Here is a 26,442-nt window from a genome sequence, read left to right as displayed (position 1 = left end):
CCGGCGGGGACCGTCGCGGGCGCGGCGTCGGCCGGGTCAGTAGTAGTAGAGTTCGAGTTCGTGCCCGCAGTTCCGACACGGCGTCTCGGTCCCGCGGAGGTCGTTCGGACCGCCCTCGTCGGGGTGCTCGAGCCCCGGTCCGGACGGGACGGGTGCGGTCACGGTCGACTGACACTCGGGGCACCCGATCTGAACGGTCGGTTGATTCGAACTGGACATGCCGTAATCGGTAGCGCGATATCGAGGTTAGTTATAATAACCGTACCGGGCATTCGGTTGGAATTTCGATCCTTGCAGTCGGCCCTTGACTGCCGGCGAACCGATCGACTCCACGATACGCTCGAGCGAAAGATGCGCCGATTACGGAGGTAGGCGGAACGTACGGCGGGTCGATCCACCCGTCGACGTCCGGTCGATCGACGTCGGCGGCCAACCGTTCGAACCGTCGTCGAGTCGGTACGCCGACCGTCGGTTCGATCGTCGCCCGAGCGCCGTCAGACGGTGTAGGTCACGTCCTCGAACTCGAAGAACGCGGTCTCGTACCCGTCGTGCCGCGAGACGACCGGCGGCGTGTCGATCGACACCGTCACCTCGTCGCCCGACTCGAGCGACTCGAGGCCGACCCCGTAGTGGTGGCCGAACTCGTGATCGAGCGTCTCTTCGAGGCGTGCGTCCTCGACGAGGGTCGATCCGTCGCGCTCGACCGTCGCCGAGAACGAGGTGAAGGGGATCGGGACGTCGTTGTACGGCGTCCGGGGGAGGACGGCGAGGTACGCGCCGGTCGAATCGGAGTCCCCACCGGCGAACCGCTCGAGGTCCGTGCGGAGGGCCGAGATCGCCGCGTCGGCGCTGCGCTCGGTTCCGAGCGACTCGCCGGGGAGTTCGTCGACGGCCGGACCGGTCATCGCCGGAGGGGTGGTTTCGCCATCGCCACCGCTTCCGTGATCGCCGTGGTCCTCGTGACTGCCGTCGCCGCTTTCGCCCTGATCGTGGTCGCCGCCTTCGCCGTGGTCGTGCCCGTGGTCCATCGGGTCGACCGCGCCCGGTTCGCCCCACCGATCGCGGTCGACCCGATCGAACCCGAGGGAGGTGACCTTCGAGTGGGCGTACTCGAACGGGACCTCGAGTTCGGCCGACTCCTCCAGCGCCCCCTCGAGGTGGCCCGTGCGGTCGGCCGAGACCGGACCGACGCGGATTCGGGAGGTGTACTCGCCCTCCTCCGGGAGGGAGACGTTGTCCCCGTAGTGAAAGCCCATCCGCTGGGAAAGCATCGGCCACGGGTTGAACCTGGTGACCGACTCCCCGTCCCGTCGGAGGTCGATGGAGGCGTCGACGGGGAGGACGACGCCCGTCTCGCGGTCCCAGGTGGTGAGCATCAGGTGCATCGAGTCGTCCGTCTCCACCTCGACGCGCTCGGTCCCCTCGCTCGTCACCCGCGACGAGCCGTCCCCGACGAGCCAGAATCGGTGCGGGAACGTGTAGGTGAGCCTGACGGCGTATCGCCCCTCTGTCGCGGTACCGTAGCTGGCCATCTCCTCCTCGGCGGCGGGAACGTACACCGCGTTCTCGGGCCGGTCGTCGACGAGCGCCGGCGTGTTCCACCCCGACTCCTCTTCGAATCCAAGCTGCTCGAGGCACCCTGCGAGTCCGAAGCTACCGGCGCCGGTCGCGACGGCCGCTCCCCGGAGAAATCCGCGACGGTTCATCGTCCGACCTTGGGACGCGAAAGAAAAACGCCTGTCGGTTCACGGATCGACGGGCGGGGTGGAGTTACGCATCGTTCCGCGTCGGTGTAGCCGCTTCGACCGCTCGATCGCCCCGGGTCGTCGCTCGAAGACGGGCCCTCGCGTCGAAACCCGTCGGTCGACGGTCGGTAATCGGCTGCTACCGAGGGATACGGTCCCGGTAATTAACCGACGCCGACGGGTATGCGAACGGTGTATCGTGGGGGGTCCGAGTCCGATCGACGAGGCGCTCGCGGGTCAGATCGACGAGGGGGACCGCCAGAATCGTCGGCGCGCCTCGCCGGACTGCCCGCCGGTCCCTCCGACCGCACGCGGGGTGGTGCGTCGATGAGCGAGGGAAGCGCGACCCCGATCGGCGACGTCGTCCGCGTTCTCGCGGTCGGCGACTCGGATCGGCTCGACGCAGTCGAAACCGCGGTGACGGCCCACCTCGAGGCCGGATCGACGCTCCGGGCGTCCACCGCGACCGAGGCGCTCGACGTCCTCGAGTCGCGGACGGTCCACTGCGTCGTCTGTGACGCCGGCGACGGCGACCGACGCGGCGACGGTCCGGGGGCGACCGCGATCGTCGAGGCGATCGTCCGAGCCGACGAGTCGCTTCCGATCATCGGGCTGGCGGACGGCCCCGCCGCCGAACGGGCCCTCGACGCCGGCGCGACCGACGTCATCGGCGACGGCGACGCCGACGAGGTGATCGCGCGACGGGTGAAGAACGCCGCCGACCGCTACCGACTCGCCGCGCGACCCGACGACGGCTGGCACCGGGCGCTGCTCGAGGGGTCCGACGCGACCGTGCTCCTCGTCGACCCGCGGGGCGAGGTCTCGTACGCGTCGCCTTCGACGGCCGCTCGACTGGGGACGACGCCCGACGAGCTCGCGCGGACCCCGTTGACGCGGATCGTGCACCCGAACGATCGTTCGACGTTCCGGGAGGCGTTCTCGGACGTGGCGTCGTCGACGCTGGCCGAGCGGCGCCGAGCACGACTCCGACTTCGACGGGCCGACGGGACGTGGCGCGTGTTCTCTGCGACGATCGAGAACCGCCTCTCCGACCCGGCGCTCGAGGGCGTCGTCCTCACGCTGGGGGAGGCGGACGACGGACGGGCCCCTCCGGACCGCGACGGCGGCCTCCGCGCGGCGATCGACGGCCTCGAGCACGCCTTCTTCGTCCTGGGATCGAAGTGGCAGTTCCGCGAGGCGAACCCCGCCGCGGGCCGGCTGTTCGATCGGCCTCCGGACGACCTCGCCGGCGTCGTTTTCTGGAATCTCCTCCCCGAATCGGTCGTCAGCGAGTTCCGCGAGCGTCTCTACGAGGCCCGCTCCACCGGGTCACTCGTCGAGTTCGACCTCGACTACCCGCGGATCGACGGCCGCCTGACCGTCTACGCGCACGCGTTCGGTGACGAGGCGGACGAGAGCGACGGCGACGTCCGCGAGCCGGACGCTCCCGAGGAGGGCGGCGTCGCGGTGTACGCCGTCGAAACGTCCGAGGCGGACGCCCCGACGGCGCTCCGCCGGCGCCTCGAGCGCTTCGAGGACGTCCTGGACGCGCTCGAGGACGGCGTCTGCGTCCTCGAGGGTGAGACGATCGAGTTCGCGAACGCGACGCTGTTCGAACTCGCCGACGCCGACTTCCTGCGCGGACGGCGGCTGGACTCGCTCTTCGGCGACGAGCTCGCCGACGTGATCAGGGCGCGGGCTCGATCGCCCGCGTTCACGTGGGCCGAACCGGTCGCCGGAACGCTCGCGGCCGGGCAGGAGCGCCGGCCCGTCGAGGTGTTCGTCACCCCGCTATCGGCGGAACGGACGCTCTGCGTCGTCCGCGACGAGCGGCGGACGGCGACCGTCGGCGTGCCGACGCTCCACCGGTCGATCGACCGACTGCTCGCCGCCGAGAGCCCGGGCGCCGTCCGTGAACGCGCTGTCGACGCCGTGTCGGCCCGCGTCGACGCCGACCTCCTCTGCTGGCTCGACCCGGACGACTCGTCCGGCGACTGGCTTCCGACGGCCGTCGAGACTCCGGAATCGCTCCCCCGGCCCGACCTCCGGCCGTTCGACCCGTCCGGTTCCGCCCTCCAGGAGTACGCCGCGGGCGGGTCGCCGACGATCCTCGACCGGTCGAGCGTCGAACCGGCGCTCGAGCGCCTCGGCGTGGACGCCGAACGAGTGCTCGTCGTCCCCGTCGCGGAACGCGGGGTCGTGGTCGCGACCGCGGCCGCGCCCGGCGCGTTCGAGTCGATCGACCTCGACCCCCTAGAGACAGTCGGATCGCTTGCCGGCGTCGCGCTCGATCGCTTCGACTGCGAGTCGGCTCTCGGCGCCTGCCGGCGGGACCGATCGCGCGTGAAAGCCGACCTCGAGCGGCTCCGCGAGCGGACGCGGGGGATCTGCGACCTCGAACGGGCGTTGCTCGAACCGGGGTCGACCGCGAGGGCGACCATCGAACGGACCCTCTGTGAGGGCCTCGCCGCCCTCGAGTGGGTCGATCTGGCGTGGATCGGCGACGCGTCGCTCGAGATCGACGAGGTTGTCCCGCGGACGGCCGCCGGGCGCGACGAGGAGTACCTCGACGCCGTCGCGGTCGCGCTCGAGGCCGACGCGGCGGCTCCGACGGGTCGCGCGGCGGCGACGCGGTCGACGGTCGTCGTCGACGACGTCGGGCGCGTCGAGACGCCGACGGAGTGGTCCCGAACGACGCTCGAGCGGGGATTCCGCTCGGTGGCGGCGGTTCCGATCGAGCACGGGGACGTCATCTACGGGACGCTAACCGTCTGCGCGGCCGATCCGGCGGCGTTCGACGAGGAGACGACCGGCCTCCTCTCCCACCTCGGCCGGATCGCCGGGTACGCGCTCGCGGCGACCGAGACGAGGCGGTCCCTCCTCGCCGAGACCCCGCGCGAACTCGAGGTGCGCTGCTCGCCGGACGACCCCCTGCTCTCGCTCGTCGGCGGTTCGAGGCGGCGACTCGCGGTTCAGGCGGCCGTCCCCCGCGCGACGGATGGATCGACGGTGTACTGCACGGTCTCGAGCGACGGGCGACCCGGCGATTCGGCCGACGAGGGTGACGAGGGGTCGGTCGACGACGAGCGAGCGGACCCGTTCGAGTCGATTGGACCGGCCGACTCGGACGACGCGAGGGCCCCCGTCGAGGGACTCGAGTCGATCGGCCGGATCACGGACGAATCGGGGCGTCGCTCGTACGAATTGGCGTTCTCGCGACCGACCGTCGTCGACCGCCTCGCCGAGCACGGCGGGCGCGTCCGGGTCGTCGCCCCCGACGGCCACCGGGTGCGGCTCACGATCGAACTCCCGCGGTCGGCCGACGTTCGAGCCGTCGTCGACGCGCTCGAGCGGTCGTACTCGGGGACCGAACTCGTCGCGCGCCGGGAGCGCGTTCCGTCGGGGCCGCCGCCGCGGTCGTTCGTCGACGAACTGCGCGATCGGCTCACCGAGCGCCAGCTCCGGACGCTCGAGGCGACCTTCTACGCCGGCTACTTCGAGTGGCCCCGGGAGCGCACCGGCGAAGAGATCGCCCGGGCGCTCGGGGTCTCACAGCCGACGTTCACCAGGCACTTGCGGACGGCCGAGCGAAAGCTGTTCACGCTGCTGTTCGAGGAGTACCGCTCGACCGTCGAGTAGTCGCTGGCAACCGCTCGACGACCGATCTGTGGCGGGTAATAAGCTATTTATTCGACGCTCGCACGCCGACCATCCCGCTCGGACCGAGGATCTCGGACGCTCGCCGTGCCGGGCGACGCGACGACTACCGGAATCCCGTCTCCGTCCGTCTGAACCCACCTCCCGACCCGCGAGCCGGCCGAAGTACCGACGTACCGGATTGAAAACGACGGTAACCGAGTCGTAACCACGGTCGTCGAAGCCAGTCAATGCTCCCTTTCCCGGTCGTGAAAACGGTCTCGACCGCGTACCGATGAATATCTATAGCTAGTCGCGGTTCCGACACGAAGGTCTATAGCGCCTACGACCATGCGTCCGGGGCCGCATGGTTCGAGTTATGAGAGGGTCCCCAGTAAGCTGTTATTACGAGCGCCATCCTCGCCGGATGGCGGTGAGAGCGTGAAGACGGACGTCGCGGGCCGGGATCGAACCGGCGTCCGATCGCAAGCCGACGGCGGCGTCATCGCCGAACTCCGCCTCGATCACGACGACCTCCTCCTGCGGCCGACGACCCGCCGCGCGCCCGACGTCACCCTCGTCCCGGAGTATCGGACGACGCTCGGGACCGGCCAGCCGGTCGCGTTCGTTACCGCCTACGGCGACTCGTTCGACGCCTTCGAGACCGCCCTCGGGATCGATCCGACGGTCGCCGACCCGGTGCTGGTCGACCGCTACCCGGATCGACGTGTCTACCGCGTCGCGCTCACCGATCGCGCCATCGCGTTCGTTCCCCTGACCGCCGACGCCGGCGCCCGCGTCCTCGAGATCTCGAGCTCGAGGGACGGCTGGATCGTCCAGCTGCGGTTCCCGAACCGGGAGGCGCTGGTGGCGTTCAACGACGACTGCCGCGAGCGGGACGTCTCCGTCTCCGTCAACCACCTGCGCGTCTCCGACGACGGCGAGGACGGCGTGGTGACGCTGACCGCCAAGCAACAGGAACTGCTCACGGTCGCCTACGAAGAGGGGTACTTCGACGTCCCGCGCGGGATCTCCCAGGACGAACTCGCCGACCGCCTGAACGTCTCGAAGTCCGCGATCTCCCAGCGCCTCCGGCGGGCGATCGCCGAACTCTGCGAGGCCTCGTTGACGTAATCGGTCGCGGTTCGATCCTCCGGCCGAGGTTTTCTGACGGACGCGTGCGCGTCGCGCCGAGCCGCCGGTCGGTCCGACGCCCCGGCTCACTCGATCCGGAGGTACTGCCGGTCGTACTCCGGTTCGCCCCGCCGCGGGTGGATCGTGATGAACGAGTGGGGCGGGAGGTCGGCGAGACGCGCCGGGAGGTCGTCGAGTTCGGACGTCCAGCCGACGTCGCCTCGGCGGGGCGAGATGGTGACGATGAGGTCGTCCTCGTCAGTGCGGGACTCGAGGGTCGGGACGAGGCGGTCCCAGCGGGTGATCGAGTAGAACGACGCCGACGCCTCCTCCTCGACGAAGTCGAACAGGCGCTCGAACGGGTGAGTTCGCCCTTCGACGACGTAGACGGTCATCCCGACGCCGAGGCTCGCCGCCAGCCGCTTCACGAGGTGAACGGCCTCGAAGAAGCCCTCGTGGTGGTCGACGCCGTTGGGAACGACCACGAAGAGCCGCCTGGTCGTGTTGATCGGGTGGCCCAGTCGGGAGATGAGCACCGGCAGCGGCGTCCGGTCGAGCACCTGGTCGATGATGCTGCCGAAGATGCGGTGGCCGAACGTCTCGGAGGCGTCCCACCCCATCAAGATCTGGTCGGCCTGCACCTCGATCGCTCCCTGGCTGATGCCGGAGGCGACGTTGTGATTGACCCGCGTCTCCGTGTGCACCGGCACCTCCGCCGCGCCGCCGACGGCCGCTACCTCGGCGAGTTCCTCGCGAACCGCGGCGACCTGCTCGTCGGTCGACCGGTCGCCGCCGGGCTGAACCACCGTCAGGACGTGGACCGGTTCGGTCGTCTCGTCGTCCTTCAGGACGAACGCCAACTCGAGCAGGCGCCGCTGGAGTTCGGCGTTGTGCGACAGCGGGAGCAGGATGGTGGGATCGGTCGAGCTCTCGCCGTCGCTCTCGACGTCCCGCTCGAGGGCGAGCCGCGTCGCGTAGCGTTCGGTGAGCCACGGGCTGACGATGGCCGTGACGAGCACCATGAGGACGACGGCATTCAGGATCTCCGCGCCGAACAGCCCGAGGCGCTCGTAGCCGATGAGGGTGATCGCGAGGGCGGCGGCGGCCTGCCCGGTCGAGAGGCCGAACGTGACGCCGCGTTCGTGGGCGGTGTACCCCTGGACCGCGGCGACGAGGGCGGCCGAGACGTACTTGGTGACGAGCATGAGTCCGATGACGAACCCTGCGACCTGCAGGGTCCGTGGCCCGTCGAGGACGACCCCCGGATCGACGAGCATCCCCACGTGCAGGAGGAAAAACGGAATAAAGAAGGCGTTACCGACGAACTCGATGCGGTTCACGAGCGTTCCTCCGCGGGGAACGAGGCGGTTCAGGGCCAGTCCGGCGACGAACGCGCCGAGGATGGGCGCGAGGTCGAGGAGTTGGGCGAGGCTCGCCGCGGCGAAGATGGCGACCATCACGAAGAGGAACTCGAAGTAGCTCTCCTGGCTGAAGGTCTGGAAGAACCGCCGCGAGATCGGCGGGATGACGAACCAGGCCGCGGCGAAGAGGGTCGCGAGCGAGAGGACGACCTGGACGATCAGCCAGGCCGACAGCTCCCCCCGGACGGTCCCGCTGACGATCGCGAGGACGGCCAGCGCGACCGTATCGGTGAAGAGGATGCCGCCGAAGACGGCGGTAACGGCCCGGTTTTTCGTCACGCCGAGTCGGTTGACGATCGGGTAGGCGAGCAGCGTGTGGGAGGCGAACACCGACGAGAGCAGCAGGGCCGCCCAGAGGTCGAGCCCGAGGACCGCCATCGTGCCGACGGTTCCGACGAGAAACGGCAGGAAGAAGCTCGTCAGCCCGAACAACGCCGCGTTCTCCGGGGCCTCCTTGAACCCTTGGAGGTCCAGCTCGAGGCCGACGGTGAACAGGAGGTAGATCAGGCCGACCTCGCCGAGGAGGACGATCGCGTCGGAGTGTTCGACGATCCCCAGCGCGTGGGGGCCGATCACCGCGCCGATCAGCACGGGGCCGACGATTCCCGGCTGTCCGAGGCGCTCGACGAACAACGGTCCGACGAGGAACGCGACCATCGCGATCGTGAAGACGAACACGGGATCTTCGAGCAGGAGTTCGAACCGGGAGAGGAGGAGGGTTCCCCCGACCGCGAGCGCGGTCACTACCGGTACCATCATCGGTCACCTCGAGTGGCGGACCGGGTACGGCGAACGATCGTCAGTGCCGGGATGCCGGCAAACGGTGTCGCATTCATAGCGTCGTCGCCGCGATGAGCGAACGTATCCGGTGGTGTTGGACGGGTGGGTAATAAGTTGTGGGATTTCGGATTCGCTTTATCCATGTCTGACCACTTTTATGCGGTTTAGGCGGCGAATTTTTCGACGTATGCACGTCGTATCGCGACCGAGTTCGAACGGCCGTCGACCGACCGATCGTTCGGGCGTTCGTCGGCCGGCCGTTGTTCCTCGTTTTCGGAGACGTTTCGACGTACCGAACGGGCGTCCGACTCCTCCTGCTGGCACGTAGGCTCGTTTGGTTGACATACTCCGGACGGTTCGGCCGGGATTCGAATTATTCACAGGAACGCGTCCGGAATTACAATTTCCATCGGAAATCCTTCCTTCGGACGGTTCATTTCAGTATCCGTTGAGGTAGATGAACGAACGTCGAACGATCGACGTTACACGGAAACTACTGTCGTCGTTAGCCCATCTATAGTAATGAGTCGAGCGGGGCTGGTTACCCCCATGCCCGTTCCCCGTTCGCGGTTTCGACTACCCGTCGCGGACGAGCGATTAGCCGTGCTACAGTCGACGCCTCTCTTCGACGTTCGCTCGAGAGGATCCGCCGACGAGAGTTCGCTCGCAAACCGCCCGTCGCCCTCGCAGCGCTCGACCACCCGTCTTCCCGCGGACGCGGAGGTGGGTCGGTAATGTGCGGAATTATCGGTCGCGTGGGCGAAGGAAACGCCCTCGAAACGCTCATCACCGGCCTCGAGAACCTCGAGTACCGCGGCTACGACTCGGCCGGCGTCGCCGTGAAGAACGGGACCGGGATCAACGTCGAGAAGCGATCGGGGAAGGTGTCGGAGCTGAAACGGTCGATCACCGACGAACCGCTTCAGGGTGCCATCGGGATCGGCCACACGCGCTGGAGCACCCACGGTCCGCCGACCGACGAGAACGCCCACCCGCACACGGACCACACCGAGGACGTCGCCGTCGTCCACAACGGCATCATCGAGAACTACACCGAACTCAAGTCGGAACTCGCCGAGTCGGGCCACGAGTTCTCGAGCGACACCGACACGGAGGTCATCCCGCACCTCATCCAGCACCACCTCGACTGCGGTCTCGACAACGAGTCGGCGTTTCGACGGGCCGTCGACGAACTCGAGGGAAGTTACGCCGTCGCCGCGATGATCGCGGACGAACGCGTCCTCTACGCCGCCCGCCGGGGGTCCCCGCTGGTCGTCGGCATGGAGGACGACGAGTACTTCCTCGCGAGCGACGTCCCCGCGTTCCTCGAGTACACCGACACGGTGGTCTACCTAGAGGACGGCGACGTCGCCATCGTCGACGAGACCGGCGTCGAGTTCACCGACCTCGAGGGGAACCCGGTGGAGCGCCACCCCGAAACGATCGAGTGGGACCCCGAACAGGCCGGGAAAGGGGAGTACGAGCACTTCATGCTCAAGGAGATCCACGAGCAGCCGACCGCCCTCGCCCAGGCGATCGAGGGACGGATCGAACCGGAGCTCGGTCGGATCGACCTGACCGACTTCGAACCGGGGACGTTCGATGACGTCGACTGCGTCCAGTTCGTCGCCTGCGGGACCTCCTACCACGCCGCCCTGTACGGTTCGGTGCTGCTCAACCAGGCCGGCGTCCGGTCGCGGGCGCTGCTGGCCAACGAGTACAGCATCTCCGCGCCGCCGGTCGACGAGAACACGCTCGTCGTCGCGGTCACCCAGAGCGGCGAGACCGCCGACACGCTGAGCGCGCTCAGGGAGGCGAGCGACGCCGGCGCACAGACCGTGACGGTCACCAACGTGGTCGGCTCGACCGCCGCCCGCGAGGCCGACGAGACGCTGTTGATCCGCGCCGGACCCGAGATCGGCGTCGCGGCGACCAAGACGTTCTCCTCGCAGGCGGTCATGCTCGTCCTCCTCGGTCAACGGATCGCACAGGACGTCCGCGGCGAGACGGGTGCCGACCCCGAGGCCCTGCTTTCGGACCTCGAGACGATGCCCGATCGGGTCGAGGAGGTGCTCGCGACCACGACCGCCGAGGAGCTGGCGGCGACGTACGAGGGGAGCCGGGCGTACTTCTTCATCGGCCGGGGGCTCGGCTTCCCCGTCGCCCTCGAGGGGGCGTTGAAGTTCAAGGAGATCACCTACGAGCACGCCGAGGGGTTCGCCTCGGGCGAGCTCAAACACGGCCCCCTCGCGCTGGTCACCCCGGACACGCCGGTGTTCGCCGTCTTCACCGGCGAGGAGGACGAGAAGACGCTCAAGAACGCCGCCGAGGCCCAGACCCGCGGCGCGCCCGTGATCGCAATTTGCCCGCCCGATCACCAGGCCGCCCTCGTCGCCGACGCCCACCTCGAGATTCCGGACGTCGATTCGGACCTGGCGGGCCTGCTCGCGAACGTCCAGCTCCAGCTGCTGGCGTACTACGCCGCGGACCGACTCGACCGAGCGATCGACAAGCCGCGAAACCTGGCCAAGAGCGTCACCGTGGAGTGATCGGCCGGGCGGACGCCCTCCCCGGCAGGTAGCCGCTCACCCTCCACCGGCCCGCTGGTCGCCTCTCGAAGAGCAGACGCTCGTTTATCGAGGATCGGACGGTTTTTTCTTCGAGGATCAGACGCCCGTTCGTCGACGTATCTGTGATCGCTGCCCGCCGCCCGAGAGTCGGGGCGCCCCGTTCGATCGACCGCTCGAGGCGTCGTCGCTCACGTCCGCGCCGCTGCTCGAGGTAGTTCGTCCGTCGATCGCCGATCCGAGGTGGTCCTCGAGCGGCGCGACTCGAAAGCCGTATCGAGCGCGGGTCACGACGCCGCGGGACGCGGAACCACCCCCGTCGTCTCGCGTCCGCGCGACCTCGCTCGTCGATCGACCCGTCCTCGACCGGCGTCGGAATGCGAGTGGAGAGCGGTCTCGAACGGTCGAGACCTGAATGCAAACCCTCCACCTCACTCTGGCGTCGCTCGCGGTATAAACACCACACTTGGTAGACTCGGGATGGGGCCCGAGTTGGGACGTCCACCGGGGGACTGCGGTCCGTATCGGCTTGACGCCCACTTTCGCCGACCCGCGAGTGCGATCGCCACCGCGAATTCCCCTCGCCGTAGCGTCGGCCGTCGGCCGGGTGGGTCGATCGGCCGCGAATTGTTCGTATCGACGACGTAAATGCGAACATTACCGAACGGAAAGGGTGAATTTCCGCCGTGAGCGACGGTAATCCCTCGTAATTCGAGAGCGTTCTCTCGATCGTCGATCGGCCGAGAAATGCGATAATTATCGGTCGGCGGCCGATTATGCAGCCTATAGTAAATATCGTTGTGTCGTTATCGATTGTTGATGTCGACGGAACCAACCGACGCGAAGTGGACGCCGATGGCTGCCCAGAAGCAGACGACCGCCCCCCGATGCGTCAACTGCGGCAATCAGGTGACGCGCCAGTTCGCCAGGGTGTTCGGCGACAACCGGGACGTCGTCCACGCGTGTCCGGAGTGCTCGACGTACCGCGAGATGAAGACCTCCGATTTTATCCCGGAAGAAGCGCGGTAACCGACGGCCAGTTCCGCGAACGTCCCGTGTAATAATATCCCGTCGCCGATCGTCGACCAGCGGCCCGGGCGCGGCGCTCGAACGAGGGAGCCGGCCGATCGCCCACCCGCCCCGATCCCCCTTGCATCGCGGACGGCTTCCCTCGAGTCGCACGAGTGGCGGGTGATCGCTTCGCCTTCTAAACCGCCAGCGTCCGGCCGGGTTCGGGGTCGGGTCACTCGGCGGCGTCCGTGACGATCGCCCTCGCCTCCTCGAACAGGACGTCGGCTCGCTCCTCCGCCCGGGCTTCGGCGGTCACCCGAACGAGGGGCTGGGTGCCGCTCGCGCGCAGGAGGAACCAGCCGTCGCCGACGTCGACCCGGACGCCGTCCATCGCGTCGACGTCGTCGTACGACTCGAGGACGCGGGACCGAACCGCCTCCATGACGGCGCGCTTGTCGCCGACGTCGACGGACGTCCGTCGGATGGGATACGTCTCGATCGAGGCGACGAGTTCGGAGAGCGGACCGCGGTCGGCGACGAGTTCGACCAGCCGACAGGCCGCGAGCGGGCCGTCCGGACAGAGGGTCTGCTCGGGCCAGATCCACGCCCCGCTCGGCTCCCCGCCGAAGACGACGTCCGGTTCGGTCGCCCGCTCGGCGACGTAGACGTCGCCGACGCGCGTACGGGTGAGCGACGCGCCGACGGCCGAGAGCGTGTCCTCGACCGCGAGGCTCGTGTCGACCGGCGCGGCGACCCGCGTTCCGTCTTCGGCCGCCTCCCGGGCGAACAGCGCCAGCAGCGAGTCCTTCGGGACGAACGTTCCGGTCTCGTCGACGGCGACCATCCGGTCGGCGTCGCCGTCGTGGGCGATTCCGACGTCGGCGTCGGTCCCCGCGACGACCGTTTGTAGCGCCTCGAGCGTCTCCGCCGTCGGCTCGCTCGGCCGGCCGGGGAACGACCCGTCGGGCTGGCCGTTGAGCGTCGTCACGTGACATCCGAGCTCGGCGAGCGCCTCCGCGGTGATCGCCCCCGCGCCGTTACCGACGTCGACCACGACCTCGAGGGAGTCGTCGACGTCGACGGCCGACCGGAGCGCCTCGCGGTGGTGCGCTCGCGCGCCGGTGCGCGCGGTTCGCTCGCCGAGGCCGTCCCACGCGGCGAGGTCGTACGATTCGAACTCGACGATCTCGGTGATCTCCGCGCGTCGCTCGGGCCCGAAGGCCTTGCCGGAGGGGGTCCAGAGCTTGATCCCGTTGTCCGTCGGCGGGTTGTGCGAGGCGGTGATCACGACGCCGGCGTCCGCCTCGAGCCACTCCACCGCGCGGGCGATCGTCGGCGTGGCCTCGACGCCGACGTCGACGACGTCGCTGCCACACTCCCGGAGGCCGGCCGAGAGCGCGTCGAGCAACGTCGCCCCGCTCTCGCGGACGTCGCGACCGACGACGACGCGGTCGTACCCGGCCGTCCCGACCGCGCGTCCGACCGAGAGGGCGAGCGACGCCGTCACGTCCCTGCCGACCTGACCCCGAATTCCGCTCGTTCCGAACATCGTTACCGGAACCTCACGACCGCATCGGGTAACTATGATCCGATTACTCCGCGCCGACGGGGCGATACGCCGCACACGACAACTGGAAGTCGCGACTCCCCGACGGACTTCGGCGTTCGGCGCTCGACGCGTAGAATCGACAGCGAGCGACCGTCCTCAGCGCATCTTCCGGTACTGGTCGACGAGGAGGTCGAGCCCGAAGGCGCCGGACGTGATCGTGTAGGTCGTCTCGAGTCGCGGGTTGAACTTCGCCTTGTAACGGTTGATGCTGGGGACGCCGGCGCCGACGAGGTCGTAGCGCTCGAGGCCCTCGCGCAGGCCGTCGCGCATGACGTGCCAGTCGAGGAGGTCGTTGATCGAGACGTCGACGTCGGCGTCGGGTTTCACGCCGCCTTGCCACCGGTACCTCGTGGTATCGGACTCGACCGCGAGGATGCCGCCGACGAACTCATCGTCGACCCGACAGACGTACGGGCGGATCGACCCCTCGGGGAGGGTTTCGTACATCGATCGCGCGAAGTCGTCGCTGAGGTGAAACGGCCGCCCCTGGCTCTCGTAGCGTTCCCGCACCCGCTCGACGATTCGCACGACGTCGTCGCCGTCGCCCTCCTCGATGACGTAGCCGCCCTCCTCGGCGTTCCTGATGTTGCTCCGGGCGTCGCTGCTGAACCGCTTCAACAGCTCCTCTTCGGTCCCCTCGAGGTCGACGACGTACGTGTAGCCCGGTTCGATCTGGTAATCGTTCCAGACGAACGGGCGCATGTCGTCCGCGTAGGCGGCGACGAACTTCGTGTACACGGGGGAGAGCGACTCCTCGATCCACCCGAGACACCCCTCGACGAAGCGCCGGGTGCGCCGATCGGCCTTGCGCTGTTTGAGTTTGTCGACGTTGACCATCGTCGGCCCGAGGTAACACGACCACGAGAACGGGGCCGGCGAGAAGACGGCGGTGAGCGGCCCCTTGCGGTACTCGAAGACGGGGAAGAGGCCGACCACCTCCTGGCCCTTGAAGCCGGCCAGCATGTGCGGCGTCGTGTCTGTGTCGAGGGCCTGCAGCCGGATCGCTTCCGCCCGGAAGAAGGGGTTCGTGTTCGCGTTCCGCTCGACGTAGCTGTTCCACTCCTCGGCGTCGTCGGGGTCGCCGGGGTCGAAGACGGATATTTCGATGCTCATCGTCAGAGGTACCCGAGATCCGACAGTCGATCCTCCACCGTGCCGTCGTCGGTCGCCACGATGGGCTCGGGTTCGTAGGCGGGGTAGTCGGCGCGTTCCGTTTCCTCGACGATCGGGAGGGCCGTTCCGTCCATCCCCGCGTCGATCGGCACGTCGAACACCGAGCAGATCGTCGGCGCCACGTCGAAGATCGTCGCCCCCGCGAGCGATCCCGACGCCTCGAAATCGGAACCGACGGCGGCGACGACGCCGCTGCGTTTGTGGTTCCACGGCTCCCACGGCTCTGCGAACGCGGGGGCGTCCAGTTCGGCGACGATCGCGTTGTCGAAGTCGGCGGGAACCGTCACGACGTCGGGCCCCGAGTCGATCTCCGGCCCGCGGAAGAACGTCTCGCGGGGTTCGACCGCCTCGAACATCGGCTCGTCGTCCGGCGTTCTGACGGCCCTGAGCTCCTCGATCAACTCGTTCCGCACGGTCTCGTACTCCGATTCGGGCACTCGCCCGTTCGGCTCGCGCCCCTCGAGGTTGATCCGGACGCCGAGTTCGCTCTTCGACCGGACGTACGCGACCGAGTTGGGGAAGTCGACCTGTTCGCTGGCCGCGCGGATCCAGCCGTTCGGAACCCGCCTGCCGATCGGCTCCTTCAGGCCGACTCGATCCAACGCCCGCGCGACCCGCTGGGTCGTGATCCCCGCCTTCGCGGCGAGGTTCATCGCGCGCTCGAGCGCGCCCGGGCCGTCTGGTTGGGACTCGCCGGCGCCGTTTCCTTCGAGCAGTTCGTTTCGCCACGAGGTCGACCAGTCGGGCATCCCGTCGCCCCCCTGGACGCCCTCGAGGTATCCCGTCTCGCGGAGGAACTGGTTGATGCGAAACTCGTGGCCCTCGACGGGACCGATGCCGTGGTCGCTCACGATCAGCACGTCGTCCGGATCGTACGCCTCGACGGTGTCGGCGATCTCCCGGTCGACTGCGCGGTACACCGCCTCGATCGCGCGCTTGTCCCCCGGTCGCTCGTGGAACACGGAGTCGGTCTGCTGGAACTCGAGGAAGGCGAACTGCGGGTCGAACCGATCGCAGAGGTATCGAAACGCCTCGCCCCGGAGTTCGATCGTCCGTTCGTACCCCTCGATCGACCGCTCGGGCTCCGGACCGCTCTGGGGGTAGACCCGGTAGTCCCCGCAGGCCGCCTTCACGTCCTCGAGGATTCCCTCCGGGTGACACTCGGGGTCCTCGGGGGCGGTCAATCCGGGGATCAACGCCCCGTCGAACGACGAGGGCGGGTGGGTTACCGGCACGTTGACCACCACGCTCGTGATGCCGTAATCGCTCAACAGCTCCCACACCGGGCGTTCCTTGACGTGCGTCGCGTTAACCACGTCCCAGTCGTAGCCGTCGTACGTGAGGAAGTCGAAAACGCCGTGTTTCCCCGGGTTCTTCCCCGTTACCATCGACGGCCAGGCGCTGCCCGTCCACGGGGGAATCTGAGACTCGAGGGGGCCGCTCACCCCTCGTTCGAACAGCCGACGGAGCATCGGCGTCTGCCCCGATTCGAACAGAGGGTGAAGTACCGGTCGACACGCGGCGTCGAGTCCGATAACCAGGAGACGGGTATCACCGTCCGAATCTTCCATACGGGGCCGAAAGGGCGGTTCGGGCTTTGTTATGCGATGGCTTGGTGGCGTTAGTACCACGCTTCAGTTCGCGCGAGGGCTCGGAATTTTCCCGACCGCACCGCGTTACGGAGCACCTGATGGCTGTTCGCCCACCGTACGAGCGGCACCACTAAGTCGGTCGTCATCCATTGTCGTGAGTGGGTATGTCCTGCACGCTCTTTCGAACTCGTTTCGTCCCATGATCAGTGGAACCCCGTCGCTCCTCGACTGGTCGCTCTCCGACCCCCGCTCCCGGTCAGGCGGTACCGGCTCGTTCGTCGAACGCCACGTCCCGAATCCGATCTACTACGGCTGCGGGAAGGTGGCCTTCCGGGACGGCCTCGCGCCGATCACCGTAGCCGGGGAGAACGTGCTCGTCCCGGCGTACCTCCCCGACGCGGTCGTCGAGCCGCTGTTCGAACTCGGCCTCGAGCCACGGTACTACGCCCTCGAGGAGACCCTCGCGCCGGATCTGGCCGACCTCGAGACGAGGATCGACGCCGACACCGCGGCCGTCTGTTCGGTGAACTACTTCGGTTTTCCACAGCCGGGCCTCGGCGAACTCGAGCGGTTGATCGACGAGTACGACTGCTACCACGTCGACGACAACGCCCACGGGGCCCTGAGCGTCCGCGACGGACGGATCCTCGGTACGCGGGGTGACCTCGGCTTCACGAGTTTCTGGAAGGTGCTTCCGGTCCCCGACGGTGCGGCTCTCTACCTCACGGACGACGAGGTTCGAGACAAGTTCGAACCCTCGTCACTCGCCGGCTCGGCCGACCGATTCGACGCCGACGACCTGCGATTCGTCACCAGGTCGCTCATCGCGGAACTGCTCGACACGAACGCCACCGTCCGCGGGTCGATCGAGGCCCTCCTCTCCGCGCGCGCCGGCTCGATCCGCTCGCTTCCCTCGACGACGCGCCGGTACGAGGCCAAAAAGAACCGCCTCTCGAAGCTGTCAGAACTCATCATCCGGAACGTCGATCCGGTCGAGATTCGACGGCGGCGTCGCGAGAACTACCGCGCCTGGCGCCGCGTCCTCGCTCCCCGATCGGACGTCGAACTGATCTTCGAAACGCTCCCGGAGGGCATCTGTCCGCAGGTGTGCCCGGTTCGAACCGATCGACCGCGAGCGCTGCGGGGAAAACTCGAGCGCTGTGGCGTCGGGGGCGTCCACACCTGGCCGCGCCTCTCCCGCGCCGTTCTCGACGACTCGGCCTACGAGACGGCGCGGACGCTCTCGGAGTGCGTCCTCGTGCTCCCGGTCCACCAGCACGTCGATCCGGAAGCGATCAGGGCGCTTTCGAGCGAACTCGCCGGGTGAAGCGGGTCCGGAGCGCCCGGGCCCGACGCCACCGCGATCCGCTCACTCCTCGGCGCCAACCGTGGAGAGCGCCACGCGGATGTCCGGGTCGATCGCGTACGTCCGCTCGTCGGTTCGATCGACGAGTCCCTCCGTCCGCAGTTCCGAGAGGAGACTTTGCACGGCGACGACGGACCGGTCCACCTCCGCCGCCACCTCCTCGGTCTTCGCGGGTCCCGAACCCATCAGCGTCCGCATCACTCGACGGGCCGTCTCGACCGTACACCGCGACTGATCGCTCGCCACCTCGAGTCGCTCGCCGAGCTCCGTCCACTCGAACAGTTCCTCGAGGCGGCGCTCCTCGTCGGGGACGACCAGCGGTGCGGGCTCGGATTCGTCCTCGTCGACGGAGACGTACCCGAACTCGACGGGATTGCCGTCGCCGTGGATGATCGCGTCCTCCGCGTCCCCGGCGTCCCCGTCCGAATCGGACCCGTCGCCCGCCTCGGCCACGCCGCCCGCGTCGACGGTCACGTCCACGTTCGGGTCGACGCCGTCCGCCGCGTCGAGGCGACTCTCGAGGACGCCGATGTGTTCGCGCAACTGCTCGTTCTCGGCCTCCAGGAGGTCGTTCCTGCTCGCCTCCGCCTCCAGCCGGTCCTCGAGTTCGGCGATCCGATCCTCCCGCCGCTCGACGGTCTCCTCGAGTTCCTCGCGCTCGCGCTCGATCTCGACCAGTTCGTCGTGGAGCCGGCGCATCTCGTCGGTCGCCCCCGCGTCGGGGAACTGCGTCTGGAACGTCTGGGGCTTCGTCAGGGCGTCGGCCATCTGCTTGGCCGCGTTGGAGATGTCCCGGGCCGAATCGAGTTCGTCCTCGAGCGTCTCGATGCGCGTTTCCTTCTTCTCGAGTTCGTTCTCGAGCTCGAGGATGCGGTTTTCCTCCCGGTCTTTCTTCTCGGAGATATCCTGGAGTTCGCCGACCAGCGCGTCCGAGACGGACTTGAGTTCGGGGCGCTCGAAGTCGTCGAGGCCGGGCGTCGCGCCGGCGTCGAAGGTCCGCTTGCGGCGGAACTGGATCTTGCGGACGGCGACGTCGGTCCAGTCGGTCTGGACGAACGCCTGGCCGTCGTCGAGGTCGGAGACGAGTTCCTTGTACTCGGTGTCGATGATCCGGCCGACGACGTTGGTGTCGTTCTCCCAGGTCAGCCGGTGCCAGACGAGCCAGTTCGCCTGGGTGATGAAGTCCTTCTTGACGTCGGCGGGGCGCTGGCTGATCCCGAGGATGCCGAGGCCGTGCTTCCGTCCACGCTTGCCGATCTTGATCAGGAGGTTCCCCGTCTCGCCGACGCCGCCGCCCTCGGGGATGTACTCGTGGACCTCCTCGACGACGAGCAGGAACGGCTTCTTCAGCTTCTTCTCCTTGACGAACAGTTGTCGGGCGGTCTCCCGCAGCAGTTCGTCCGCCTCGTCCTCGTCGAGGTACCCCGAGACGTCGAGGATGACGGGGACGTTCTCCTCCAGGGCGAGCGTCGCCATCTGTTCCGCGTGCTCCGGCCCGATCTGGATGTCGCACTCCTCGTCCGCGCCCGCGTGGAGCATCTCGTACTCCTCCTTGAGGCCGTAGTACTCCCCGTCAGTGTCGACGATGAGGAGGGGAAAGCCCGCCTCGAGGAGTTCCTCGGCGATGACGCTCGCCGTGTTCGACTTGCCGCTGCCCGATTTGCCCGTGACGAAGCCGCGTCCGGTCAGAATCTCCACGACGGGGAGCGTAACCTCCGCCCCGTCGCTCGTCTCGCCGATGACGATCCGGCGCTGTTCGCTCACCGGACCGCCACCTCCCACGTACGACGCCTGCGCATGTTACTGGATAGTTCTAATACGAGAACTTGAATATTCGCCTCGACGTGACGGGGTCGGATCGACGATTCGAGGAGACGGGATCGGATCGGTGTCCGACGAGACGGGATCGACGATCGCAGTGGGCGATGACCGGGTACCGACCGCGGGAATGGGCACTCGTCCGACGCCGTCAGTCCCGCGCCCCATCCTGTTCGTCCCGGTCGACGACGTTTTCCCGAACCGTCATCCCCTTGCGGCCGAGGTGCTGGAGCTGTCTGCGGGCGAACTCTTCCTCCCGCGTTCCTCGCGTCGCCAGCACGTACACCAGGGCTCCGCCGGCGGGCCGCATCGTTCGACCCGCCCGCTGCGTCCCCTGGCGCCTCGAGCCGCCGAGTCCCGACGCGATGATCGCCAGGTCCGCGGTGGGGAGGTCGATCCCCTCGTCGCCCACGCGCGAGATAACGAGGAGGTCGCGCTCGTCCCGGCGGAACTCGTCCAGGAGTCGGCGGCGTTCGTGGTGCGGGGTCTCCCCGCTCAGGAACGCCGTGTCCAGCGCGTCTGCGAGTTCCCGCCCCTGCTGCAGGTAGTCGACGAAGACCAGCGCCTTCGATGCGGGGTGGGCCGACAGCAGGTAGCGCGCGTCGTCGACCTTGCCCCGATTCTGCGCCGCGATCTGGTACTTTTCGCGGCCCTCCGCCGAGCCGTAGGCGTTGGCCTGCTCCTCGTCGCCCCACGGCACGTAGCGGATCTCGAGTTCGGGTTCGGCGACGAAGCCCGCCTCGAACAGCGCCTCCCAGTCGGTGCCGATCGGCGGGCCGACGAGGGTGAAGATCTCCGTCTGGCGGTCGTCCTCCCGGATAGGACTGGCCGAGAGGCCGAGGCGGTGGCGCGACTGCAGGTGCGTGCTGCGCCTGTAGACGTCCGAGGGGACGTGCTGGCACTCGTCGAAGATCACCAGCCCCCAGCGCCGGTCGTCGAACAGCGAGCGGTGGCGGTCCATGCCCGCGATCTGGTAGGTGGCGACCGTCACCGGGCGAACCTCCTTGCGCCCGCCGTGGTACTGGCCCACCTGATCGGGCTCGAGGGAGGTGTGGGCGAGCAGTTCCTCGTTCCACTGGCGGGCGAGGTCGCGACTCGGCACCAGGATCAGCGTCTCGCCCTCGACCGCTGCCATCGCGGCCATCGCGGCGATCGTCTTCCCGCTCCCGGGCGGGCCGACGAACACGCCCTCGCCCGACTCCACGAACCGGTCGACCCACGTCCGCTGGTAGTCGCGCAGGCGGACGCGAAGCTCGAGCGGGAGGTCCTCGCCCGACTCGAGGTCGCGCTGGTCCTGCACCGGGTAGCCCGCCTCGTAGAGGATGCGCTTGATCGCCGCCTCCGCGCCGTCGCGCACCCAGTCCTCGGTCTCGGAGATGGGGGCGTGGACGTGCTCCTCGTCGAGCTTCTGTCGGGCGACGTTGCCCATCACCTCGGCGCTGCGCCCCTCGAGGACGGTGTATCCGTCGGGGTGGGTGACCAGCCGGAACTGGCGGGCTCGATCCCACTGGCTCTCCACCCACGCCTCGAGGGATTCGTTGCGTTCCCCGAGGGCCTGTCGCATCGTGCGGGCGAGCGCGTCGAAGGAGTCGTGCGGGGCCTGCCAGACGTCCTCCGGGCGGACGACGTAGCGGTAGCCGCCGTCGCCGTTGCCGTCGGCGAGGTGGGCGAACTGGGAGAGTTGCGCGCGCGTGAACTGGTCCGGGCGGTCGACGACGATCTCGCGGCGCTTCGGAAAGACGACCACCCGTTCCCGATCCGTGAGGTCCTCGAGTTCGCTCGGGTACCAGACCACGGGATCCGTCGAGACGGAGAGGCACTCGAGGTCGCCCCGTTCGACGAGGCGCTCGAGGTCGTCGTGGACCGCAGACTGGGTCCGATCGACCGCCCGGGCGACGGCGCCGGCGGTGAGGACGGGCCGGCCCTCGCGCTGGCAGACGTCGTGGAACGTCGGGAGGGTCAGCGGATCGCTCGCGTCGTCCGCGTCGTCCGTCGACGCGTCCCCGTCGCCGACCGGATCGTCGGACTCGTCGTTCGGTACGTCGGATTCGACGTTCGGATCGTCGGTCACTGGCCTGTGATAGCGGCGACGCCGGTAAACAGATTTCGCTCGGGTGGCCGGCGGGGGCCGCCCCCGCGTTATTTGCCGTTGGCCGGCGTACCGGGTCCTATGTATCGTGTGATCCTCCCGGAGGGGCAGATGACGTGCGAGCAGTTCGAACGCGGCGACGACGGCGTCGAGCTGCAGGACGAGGACGGAGCGTTCCTCGCGTTCGTTCCGTACTCCAATCTGCACGCCATCCTCGACGAGGCCGTGTACGAAGAGGACGAGCGATCGATCATGTGATGGCGCGGTCGGCGTCGCTCTCGAGTCTCGGATCGAACGAGGAACGGTCACCAGAACCGCGGTCCGTGCTCTCGCCTCGGAGCGCGTTCACGGGGAAGTCGCCGGCTGCTGGTCGATCGCCTCGAGTTGCTCGCGGTACCGGTTCCTGACGGTGACGACGGTCGTCTGGGCGGTGTCGGCGACCGCCCGCTGGGGGATCGTCTCGTCGCAGAGGAGGCCGGCCGCGTAGATGGCCGCGGCGGCGAACCCCGTCGGCGACTTTCCGGAGTGGAGCCCCTGTTCGGTGGTCCGGTCGATGATCTCGATCGCCTTCGTCTCGACGTCCTTGCTCACGTCGAGTTCCGAGCAAAAGCGGGGGACGAACTGCCGCGGGTTCGTCGGCTCGAGGTTGATGTCGAGTTCGTCGGCGATGTACCGATAGGTGCGGCCGATCTCCCGCTGGTCGACCCGCGAGACGGCCGTCACCTCCTCCAAACTTCGCGGGATCCCCTCCTTCCGACACGCCGTGTAGAGCGCGCTCGTCGCCACGCCCTCGATCGATCGCCCCCGGATCAGATCGCGCTCGAGCGCTCGCCGGTAGATGACGCTCGCGGTTTCCTTGACGGGCTTCGGCACGCCGAGCGCGCTGACCATTCGGTCGATCTCCGAGAGGGCGTACTTGAGGTTTCGTTCGCCGGCGTTCTTCGTGCGGATTCGCTCCTGCCACACCCGTAGCCGGTGGAGTCGCCCGTGCTTGTCCGCCGACATCGAGTGTCCGTTGGCGTCCCGGTTGCGCCAGTCGATGGTGGTCGTCAGACCCCTGTCGTGCATCGATTGGGTCAACGGAGCGCCGACGCGGGAGAGTTTGTCGTGCTCCTGGGCGTTGAACGCCCGCCACTCCGGGCCGTAATCGATCGGATCTTCGGTCAGGACGAGCCCGCACTCTCGACAGACCCGTTCTCCGCGGTCCGGATCGTGAACGATCGTGTCCGTTTCGCAGTCCGGACACAGTCCGCTCTCGGTCTCCTTCGAGGCGTTTCTGGCGTGATGGATAATGGACCGCGTCATCGGTACGTGGTCAAACGATGCAGGCATTGTAAGGGGATACCATGGTTTCGGAGGAAACATCGACTTTCCGAGACTGATAAAGGCTTGGTACTGCGGACAAACCCGCCGACAGATTCGACCGCCCGAAACGGTTCGTCACCCACCCCGCTATCGAACTCGACCGATCGCTCGGCGTCGACACCGCGAATGAACTCGATGAGTGTTGATTCGAACGGTCTCCAGGCACGGGCGAGCGCGAACGTCGTTCGCCGAGTCGACCCGTTCCGTCGACCGAGGGCCGCGGTAAATCGCGTTTGCGATCCGGAAATCGAACGTTCGAAATCGAACCGTCGGCCGCCTTTATCAATTCGCCATCGAACTACTCGCCCAGTGCAATGTCGCCGATATTTACCCGCCGTCCGATACGTACTCGACGGACTCGAGTGCGGTCGTCCCGAATCGTGTACGCGTTCGATACCGCGTTCTCCCTCAGTTATGACGAACCGACTCGATCGTTTTCGACCGTTACTCTCACATCGCGCCCTTCCGCTAATGAGCTGTAGAAACTCTCTCGAGGGGCGTTTCGGCCGAAGCAAGGCCATACCTCCTTTGCAGGCGGTGCAAAACGTGGCCGGGCTTAAGAGTGTCACCGTTGGGCTACAAACTGGTGTGTCAATCGTGAATGCGACCTGCCGTACCGGAATAACGGGGTTGCCGTCGAGTGAACAGCGTGGTGGACTCTCTCCGGGTGAACGCCCGGGCTTCCCCACCCGAAAGTCGTCGTACGGGGGTCGCTAACGATGTCTTCGGTAGATACGTCCATCCCCGACGAGATCGCCGCCGTCACGGAGTCGGAGGAGGACGAGCGCCTCTCGAAGGACGTCATCTTCGAACTTCTCAAGAACCGCCGCCGTCGCGAAGTGCTCGCCTACTTGCTCGATGCCGACGGCACCGTGACGCTCGGCGAACTCGCCGAACAGATCGCCGCCTGGGAGAACGACACGAGCGTCAACGCCCTGAGTTCGGACCAGCGAAAGCGCGTGTACGTCGCCCTTTATCAAACCCACCTCCCGAAGATGGACGACGCCGGTATCGTCGAGTACGATCAGGATCGTGGCCTCATCACGCTCTCCGACAACGCCGACCTCCTGATGATGTACCTCGATACGGACAGCCACCAGCAGGACCGCTGGGATCGGTGGTACGCCGCCCTGAGCGTGTTCGGCGGCGCGGTCCTCGCCACCGTCGTTCTCGGTATTCCCCCGTTATCCGCCGTCCCCGCGGTCGCTATCGCCGGCGTGATCGTCCTCGCCTTCGCGGTCCTCTCGGCCGTGCACGTCTACCGGAACCGACGCCGACAGCGCGACGTCGACGGCAAACTCTCTCGAATCAATTGACGGCCGGACAGATTTTTACGACCCCCCTTCGTACCTACTACCGGCTCCCGACGACCGTCATCCACTACCGGAGCAGTTCGCGTGCCAGCAACCTGTTCCCGGCGCGGGAGCCATTCTTCCACGACCGAACGACCGACCGTCGGTACTCACCTCCGCGTCGGGACGGTCGAAGAGGTGCACGGAGGAAGCCCACGGCTTCAGCCGTGGAGAAATTCGGCACTCCGTCGGACCCCCGGCCACTCGAGTTCAGTCGCCGATCCGTTTTCCTCGAGATCCTTCCGTCCGTACGAGGCATCGGTCTACCCGCGTCGACGCCCGATCGACGTCACGGAAGCGCGATCGACCGATCCACCGGAGCGTGTCGACGCCCAGGGACACGCCTCGGTTGGTGGTGGCCGCGTCCGGTACTCCCGGCGGTACCCTCGAGACGACACCCGTCGACGGACGTCGTCGAATCAGCGGTAGGACGTCGTCCCCCGAACGAGAAGTCGGACGGAACGTCCACCGTCACTCGAGATCGGTTCGCACCGTCGCGGTCGGAAGGTCGCCGTCGGCCGCGGAAACCGGTTCCATACCCCGGGTTACGGTCATGGTTATATCGGTAACCGGTTAACAACTAATAACGTTTGAACCGAGCGCTGACTCATGGGTATTCGTACCGCAGTCGTCGGCGGCGGAACGGTCTCCAGGGCGCACCTCGCGGGTGCGCAGAAGAACCCACGAACCGAACTCATCGCCGTCTGCGATCTCGACGAGGACCGCGCCAGAGAACGGGCGCGGGAGTTCGGAACGATGGCGGTCGTCGACTACACGGAGCTCCTCGACGACGTCGATTACATCCACGTTTGCACGCCCGTACAGACGCACTTCGAGATCGCCAAAACGGCGATCGAAGCGGGCGTCGGCGTCGTCATCGAGAAGCCCTCGACGGTGACGTCGGAGGAGATCGAACGACTCGACGAGTTGGCCGCCGAGAACGACGTCCCCGCGACGGTCATCCACAACCACCTGTTCTTCCCGACCGTTCGGAAGGTACGCGAGATGATCGCGGCGGGCGAGCTCGGGCGGATCACCTCCGTCGACGTCGTCTACGCGGGGTTGACCCCGCCGGACATGGTCAACCGCGGATCGTGGGTGTTCGACCTTCCGGGCGGCGAGTTCGAGGAGGGTCTTCCACACCCCATCTACACCGCCCTCGGCGTCGGCGGGTGGCCGGCCTCCGAGGACGACATCTCCGCCCAGACGGTCCGCTCCCGCGACTACGACGACGACTTCGCGTACGACCAGGCGCAGGTGCAGTACGTCTCGGAGAGCGGTACGCTCTGTCACGTGACGATGCTCTGTGATACGTTACCCCAGCGGCTCCAGATCATCAACGGTTCCGAACAGTCGATCGTTCTCGACGAGATCAACCAGTCGATCTTCAGGCTGGACGAAGATTACACGCGGTCGACCCTCGCCCGGTCGATGAAGGGGTTCGACGTCTCGCTCTCGCAGGTGACCAGCACGATCGACAACGCGAGGTCGGTCGCGACGTCGGCCGTCGACGACAGCTGGGAGACCGCCGCTGAGACGAACTCCCACTTCGCCATCTTCGATCGGTTCGTCGACGCCGTGGAGTCGGGCGCCGACGTCCCGGTCCCGCTCGAGCAGTCCAAGTGGACGATCAAGATCATGGAGGAGATCCGCGAGTCGGCGGTCGGCGACCGGGTCGTATCGGCGGCGTCGGACGAGGTCGACGACGCGGACGGCGACGAGTCCGTTCCGGTCAACGTGTAACGTCGCGACGACACGGCGCGGGCGGTCCACCTTCCACCAGT

17 protein-coding genes are annotated in these 26,442 nt (G+C 67.6%); 8 read left to right on the top strand and 9 right to left on the bottom strand.

Annotated elements, in window-relative coordinates; genetic code table 11:
* Positions 1 to 36: 36 nt before the first annotated feature.
* Entirely contained in the window at positions 37 to 219 is a 183-nt protein-coding gene (locus tag RJT68_RS11960; RefSeq protein ID WP_407036790.1) for a hypothetical protein, read from the bottom strand.
* Positions 220 to 494: 275 nt separating this feature from the next.
* Positions 495 to 1,706, bottom strand: a complete 1,212-nt coding sequence (locus RJT68_RS11955; RefSeq protein WP_407036789.1) for a DUF7350 domain-containing protein — start codon at positions 1,704 to 1,706, stop codon at positions 495 to 497.
* Between the two features lie 366 nt (positions 1,707 to 2,072).
* Here RJT68_RS11955 and RJT68_RS11950 point away from each other — a divergent pair, with 366 nt between their 5' ends.
* Positions 2,073 to 5,384, top strand: a complete 3,312-nt coding sequence (locus tag RJT68_RS11950) for a bacterio-opsin activator domain-containing protein (protein WP_407036788.1) — start codon at positions 2,073 to 2,075, stop codon at positions 5,382 to 5,384.
* Positions 5,385 to 5,732: 348 nt separating this feature from the next.
* The gene (locus tag RJT68_RS11945) at positions 5,733 to 6,515 is read left to right on the top strand and encodes a helix-turn-helix domain-containing protein (protein WP_407036787.1); all 783 of its coding nucleotides are present in this window, start codon (positions 5,733 to 5,735) and stop codon (positions 6,513 to 6,515) included.
* Between the two features lie 86 nt (positions 6,516 to 6,601).
* On the opposite strand, the gene RJT68_RS11940 is transcribed toward RJT68_RS11945, so the two are convergent.
* On the bottom strand, positions 6,602 to 8,692 hold the full coding sequence (locus tag RJT68_RS11940) for a cation:proton antiporter domain-containing protein (RefSeq protein WP_407036786.1): 2,091 nt from the start codon (positions 8,690 to 8,692) through the stop codon (positions 6,602 to 6,604).
* Positions 8,693 to 9,450: 758 nt separating this feature from the next.
* Between RJT68_RS11940 and glmS the strand changes: the two genes are divergently transcribed.
* A complete protein-coding gene (glmS, locus tag RJT68_RS11935) occupies positions 9,451 to 11,265 on the top strand; it encodes a glutamine--fructose-6-phosphate transaminase (isomerizing) (RefSeq protein ID WP_407036785.1) in 1,815 nt (604 codons plus the stop codon).
* 837 nt (positions 11,266 to 12,102) lie between these two features.
* Entirely contained in the window at positions 12,103 to 12,312 is a 210-nt protein-coding gene (locus RJT68_RS11930) for a DUF7563 family protein (RefSeq protein WP_407036784.1), read from the top strand.
* Between the two features lie 214 nt (positions 12,313 to 12,526).
* On the opposite strand, the gene glmM is transcribed toward RJT68_RS11930, so the two are convergent.
* The 3 genes from glmM to RJT68_RS11915 all read right to left on the bottom strand — a co-directional run bounded on the left by glmM (position 12,527) and on the right by RJT68_RS11915 (position 16,647).
* Positions 12,527 to 13,843, bottom strand: a complete 1,317-nt coding sequence (gene glmM / locus RJT68_RS11925; RefSeq protein WP_407036783.1) for a phosphoglucosamine mutase — start codon at positions 13,841 to 13,843, stop codon at positions 12,527 to 12,529.
* 156 nt (positions 13,844 to 13,999) lie between these two features.
* Entirely contained in the window at positions 14,000 to 15,016 is a 1,017-nt protein-coding gene (locus tag RJT68_RS11920; protein WP_407036782.1) for a lipid II:glycine glycyltransferase FemX, read from the bottom strand.
* A 2-nt stretch (positions 15,017 to 15,018) separates the two neighbouring features.
* Positions 15,019 to 16,647, bottom strand: coding sequence for an alkaline phosphatase family protein (locus RJT68_RS11915; protein WP_407036781.1), 1,629 nt, complete (start codon positions 16,645 to 16,647; stop codon positions 15,019 to 15,021).
* A gap of 220 nt (positions 16,648 to 16,867) precedes the next feature.
* On the opposite strand from RJT68_RS11915, the gene RJT68_RS11910 reads away from it, so the two are divergent.
* A complete protein-coding gene (locus RJT68_RS11910; protein ID WP_407036780.1) occupies positions 16,868 to 17,995 on the top strand; it encodes a DegT/DnrJ/EryC1/StrS family aminotransferase in 1,128 nt (375 codons plus the stop codon).
* Between the two features lie 42 nt (positions 17,996 to 18,037).
* On the opposite strand, the gene RJT68_RS11905 is transcribed toward RJT68_RS11910, so the two are convergent.
* The gene (locus tag RJT68_RS11905) at positions 18,038 to 19,798 is read right to left on the bottom strand and encodes an ATP-binding protein (RefSeq protein WP_407036779.1); all 1,761 of its coding nucleotides are present in this window, start codon (positions 19,796 to 19,798) and stop codon (positions 18,038 to 18,040) included.
* Positions 19,799 to 20,003: 205 nt separating this feature from the next.
* Positions 20,004 to 21,923: a DEAD/DEAH box helicase gene (locus RJT68_RS11900; RefSeq protein ID WP_407036778.1), complete on the bottom strand. Its 1,920-nt coding sequence runs from the start codon at positions 21,921 to 21,923 to the stop codon at positions 20,004 to 20,006.
* Between the two features lie 99 nt (positions 21,924 to 22,022).
* Between RJT68_RS11900 and RJT68_RS11895 the strand changes: the two genes are divergently transcribed.
* Positions 22,023 to 22,199: a hypothetical protein gene (locus RJT68_RS11895; protein ID WP_407036777.1), complete on the top strand. Its 177-nt coding sequence runs from the start codon at positions 22,023 to 22,025 to the stop codon at positions 22,197 to 22,199.
* 87 nt (positions 22,200 to 22,286) lie between these two features.
* Here RJT68_RS11895 and RJT68_RS11890 read toward each other — a convergent pair whose 3' ends face one another.
* Positions 22,287 to 23,246, bottom strand: a complete 960-nt coding sequence (locus RJT68_RS11890; protein ID WP_407036776.1) for a transcription initiation factor IIB — start codon at positions 23,244 to 23,246, stop codon at positions 22,287 to 22,289.
* A gap of 779 nt (positions 23,247 to 24,025) precedes the next feature.
* On the opposite strand from RJT68_RS11890, the gene RJT68_RS11885 reads away from it, so the two are divergent.
* Positions 24,026 to 24,622, top strand: coding sequence for a DUF7344 domain-containing protein (locus RJT68_RS11885; RefSeq protein ID WP_407036775.1), 597 nt, complete (start codon positions 24,026 to 24,028; stop codon positions 24,620 to 24,622).
* 645 nt (positions 24,623 to 25,267) lie between these two features.
* Complete coding sequence (locus RJT68_RS11880; protein ID WP_407036774.1) at positions 25,268 to 26,401, top strand: Gfo/Idh/MocA family protein; 1,134 nt, start codon at positions 25,268 to 25,270, stop codon at positions 26,399 to 26,401.
* Positions 26,402 to 26,442 lie beyond the last annotated feature (41 nt).

Source organism: Halovalidus salilacus (assembly GCF_031852275.1).
GTDB lineage: Archaea > Halobacteriota > Halobacteria > Halobacteriales > Natrialbaceae > Halovalidus > Halovalidus salilacus.
Note: the sequence above shows the minus strand (reverse complement) of the source record. Positions and strands in the feature narration are given on the sequence as shown.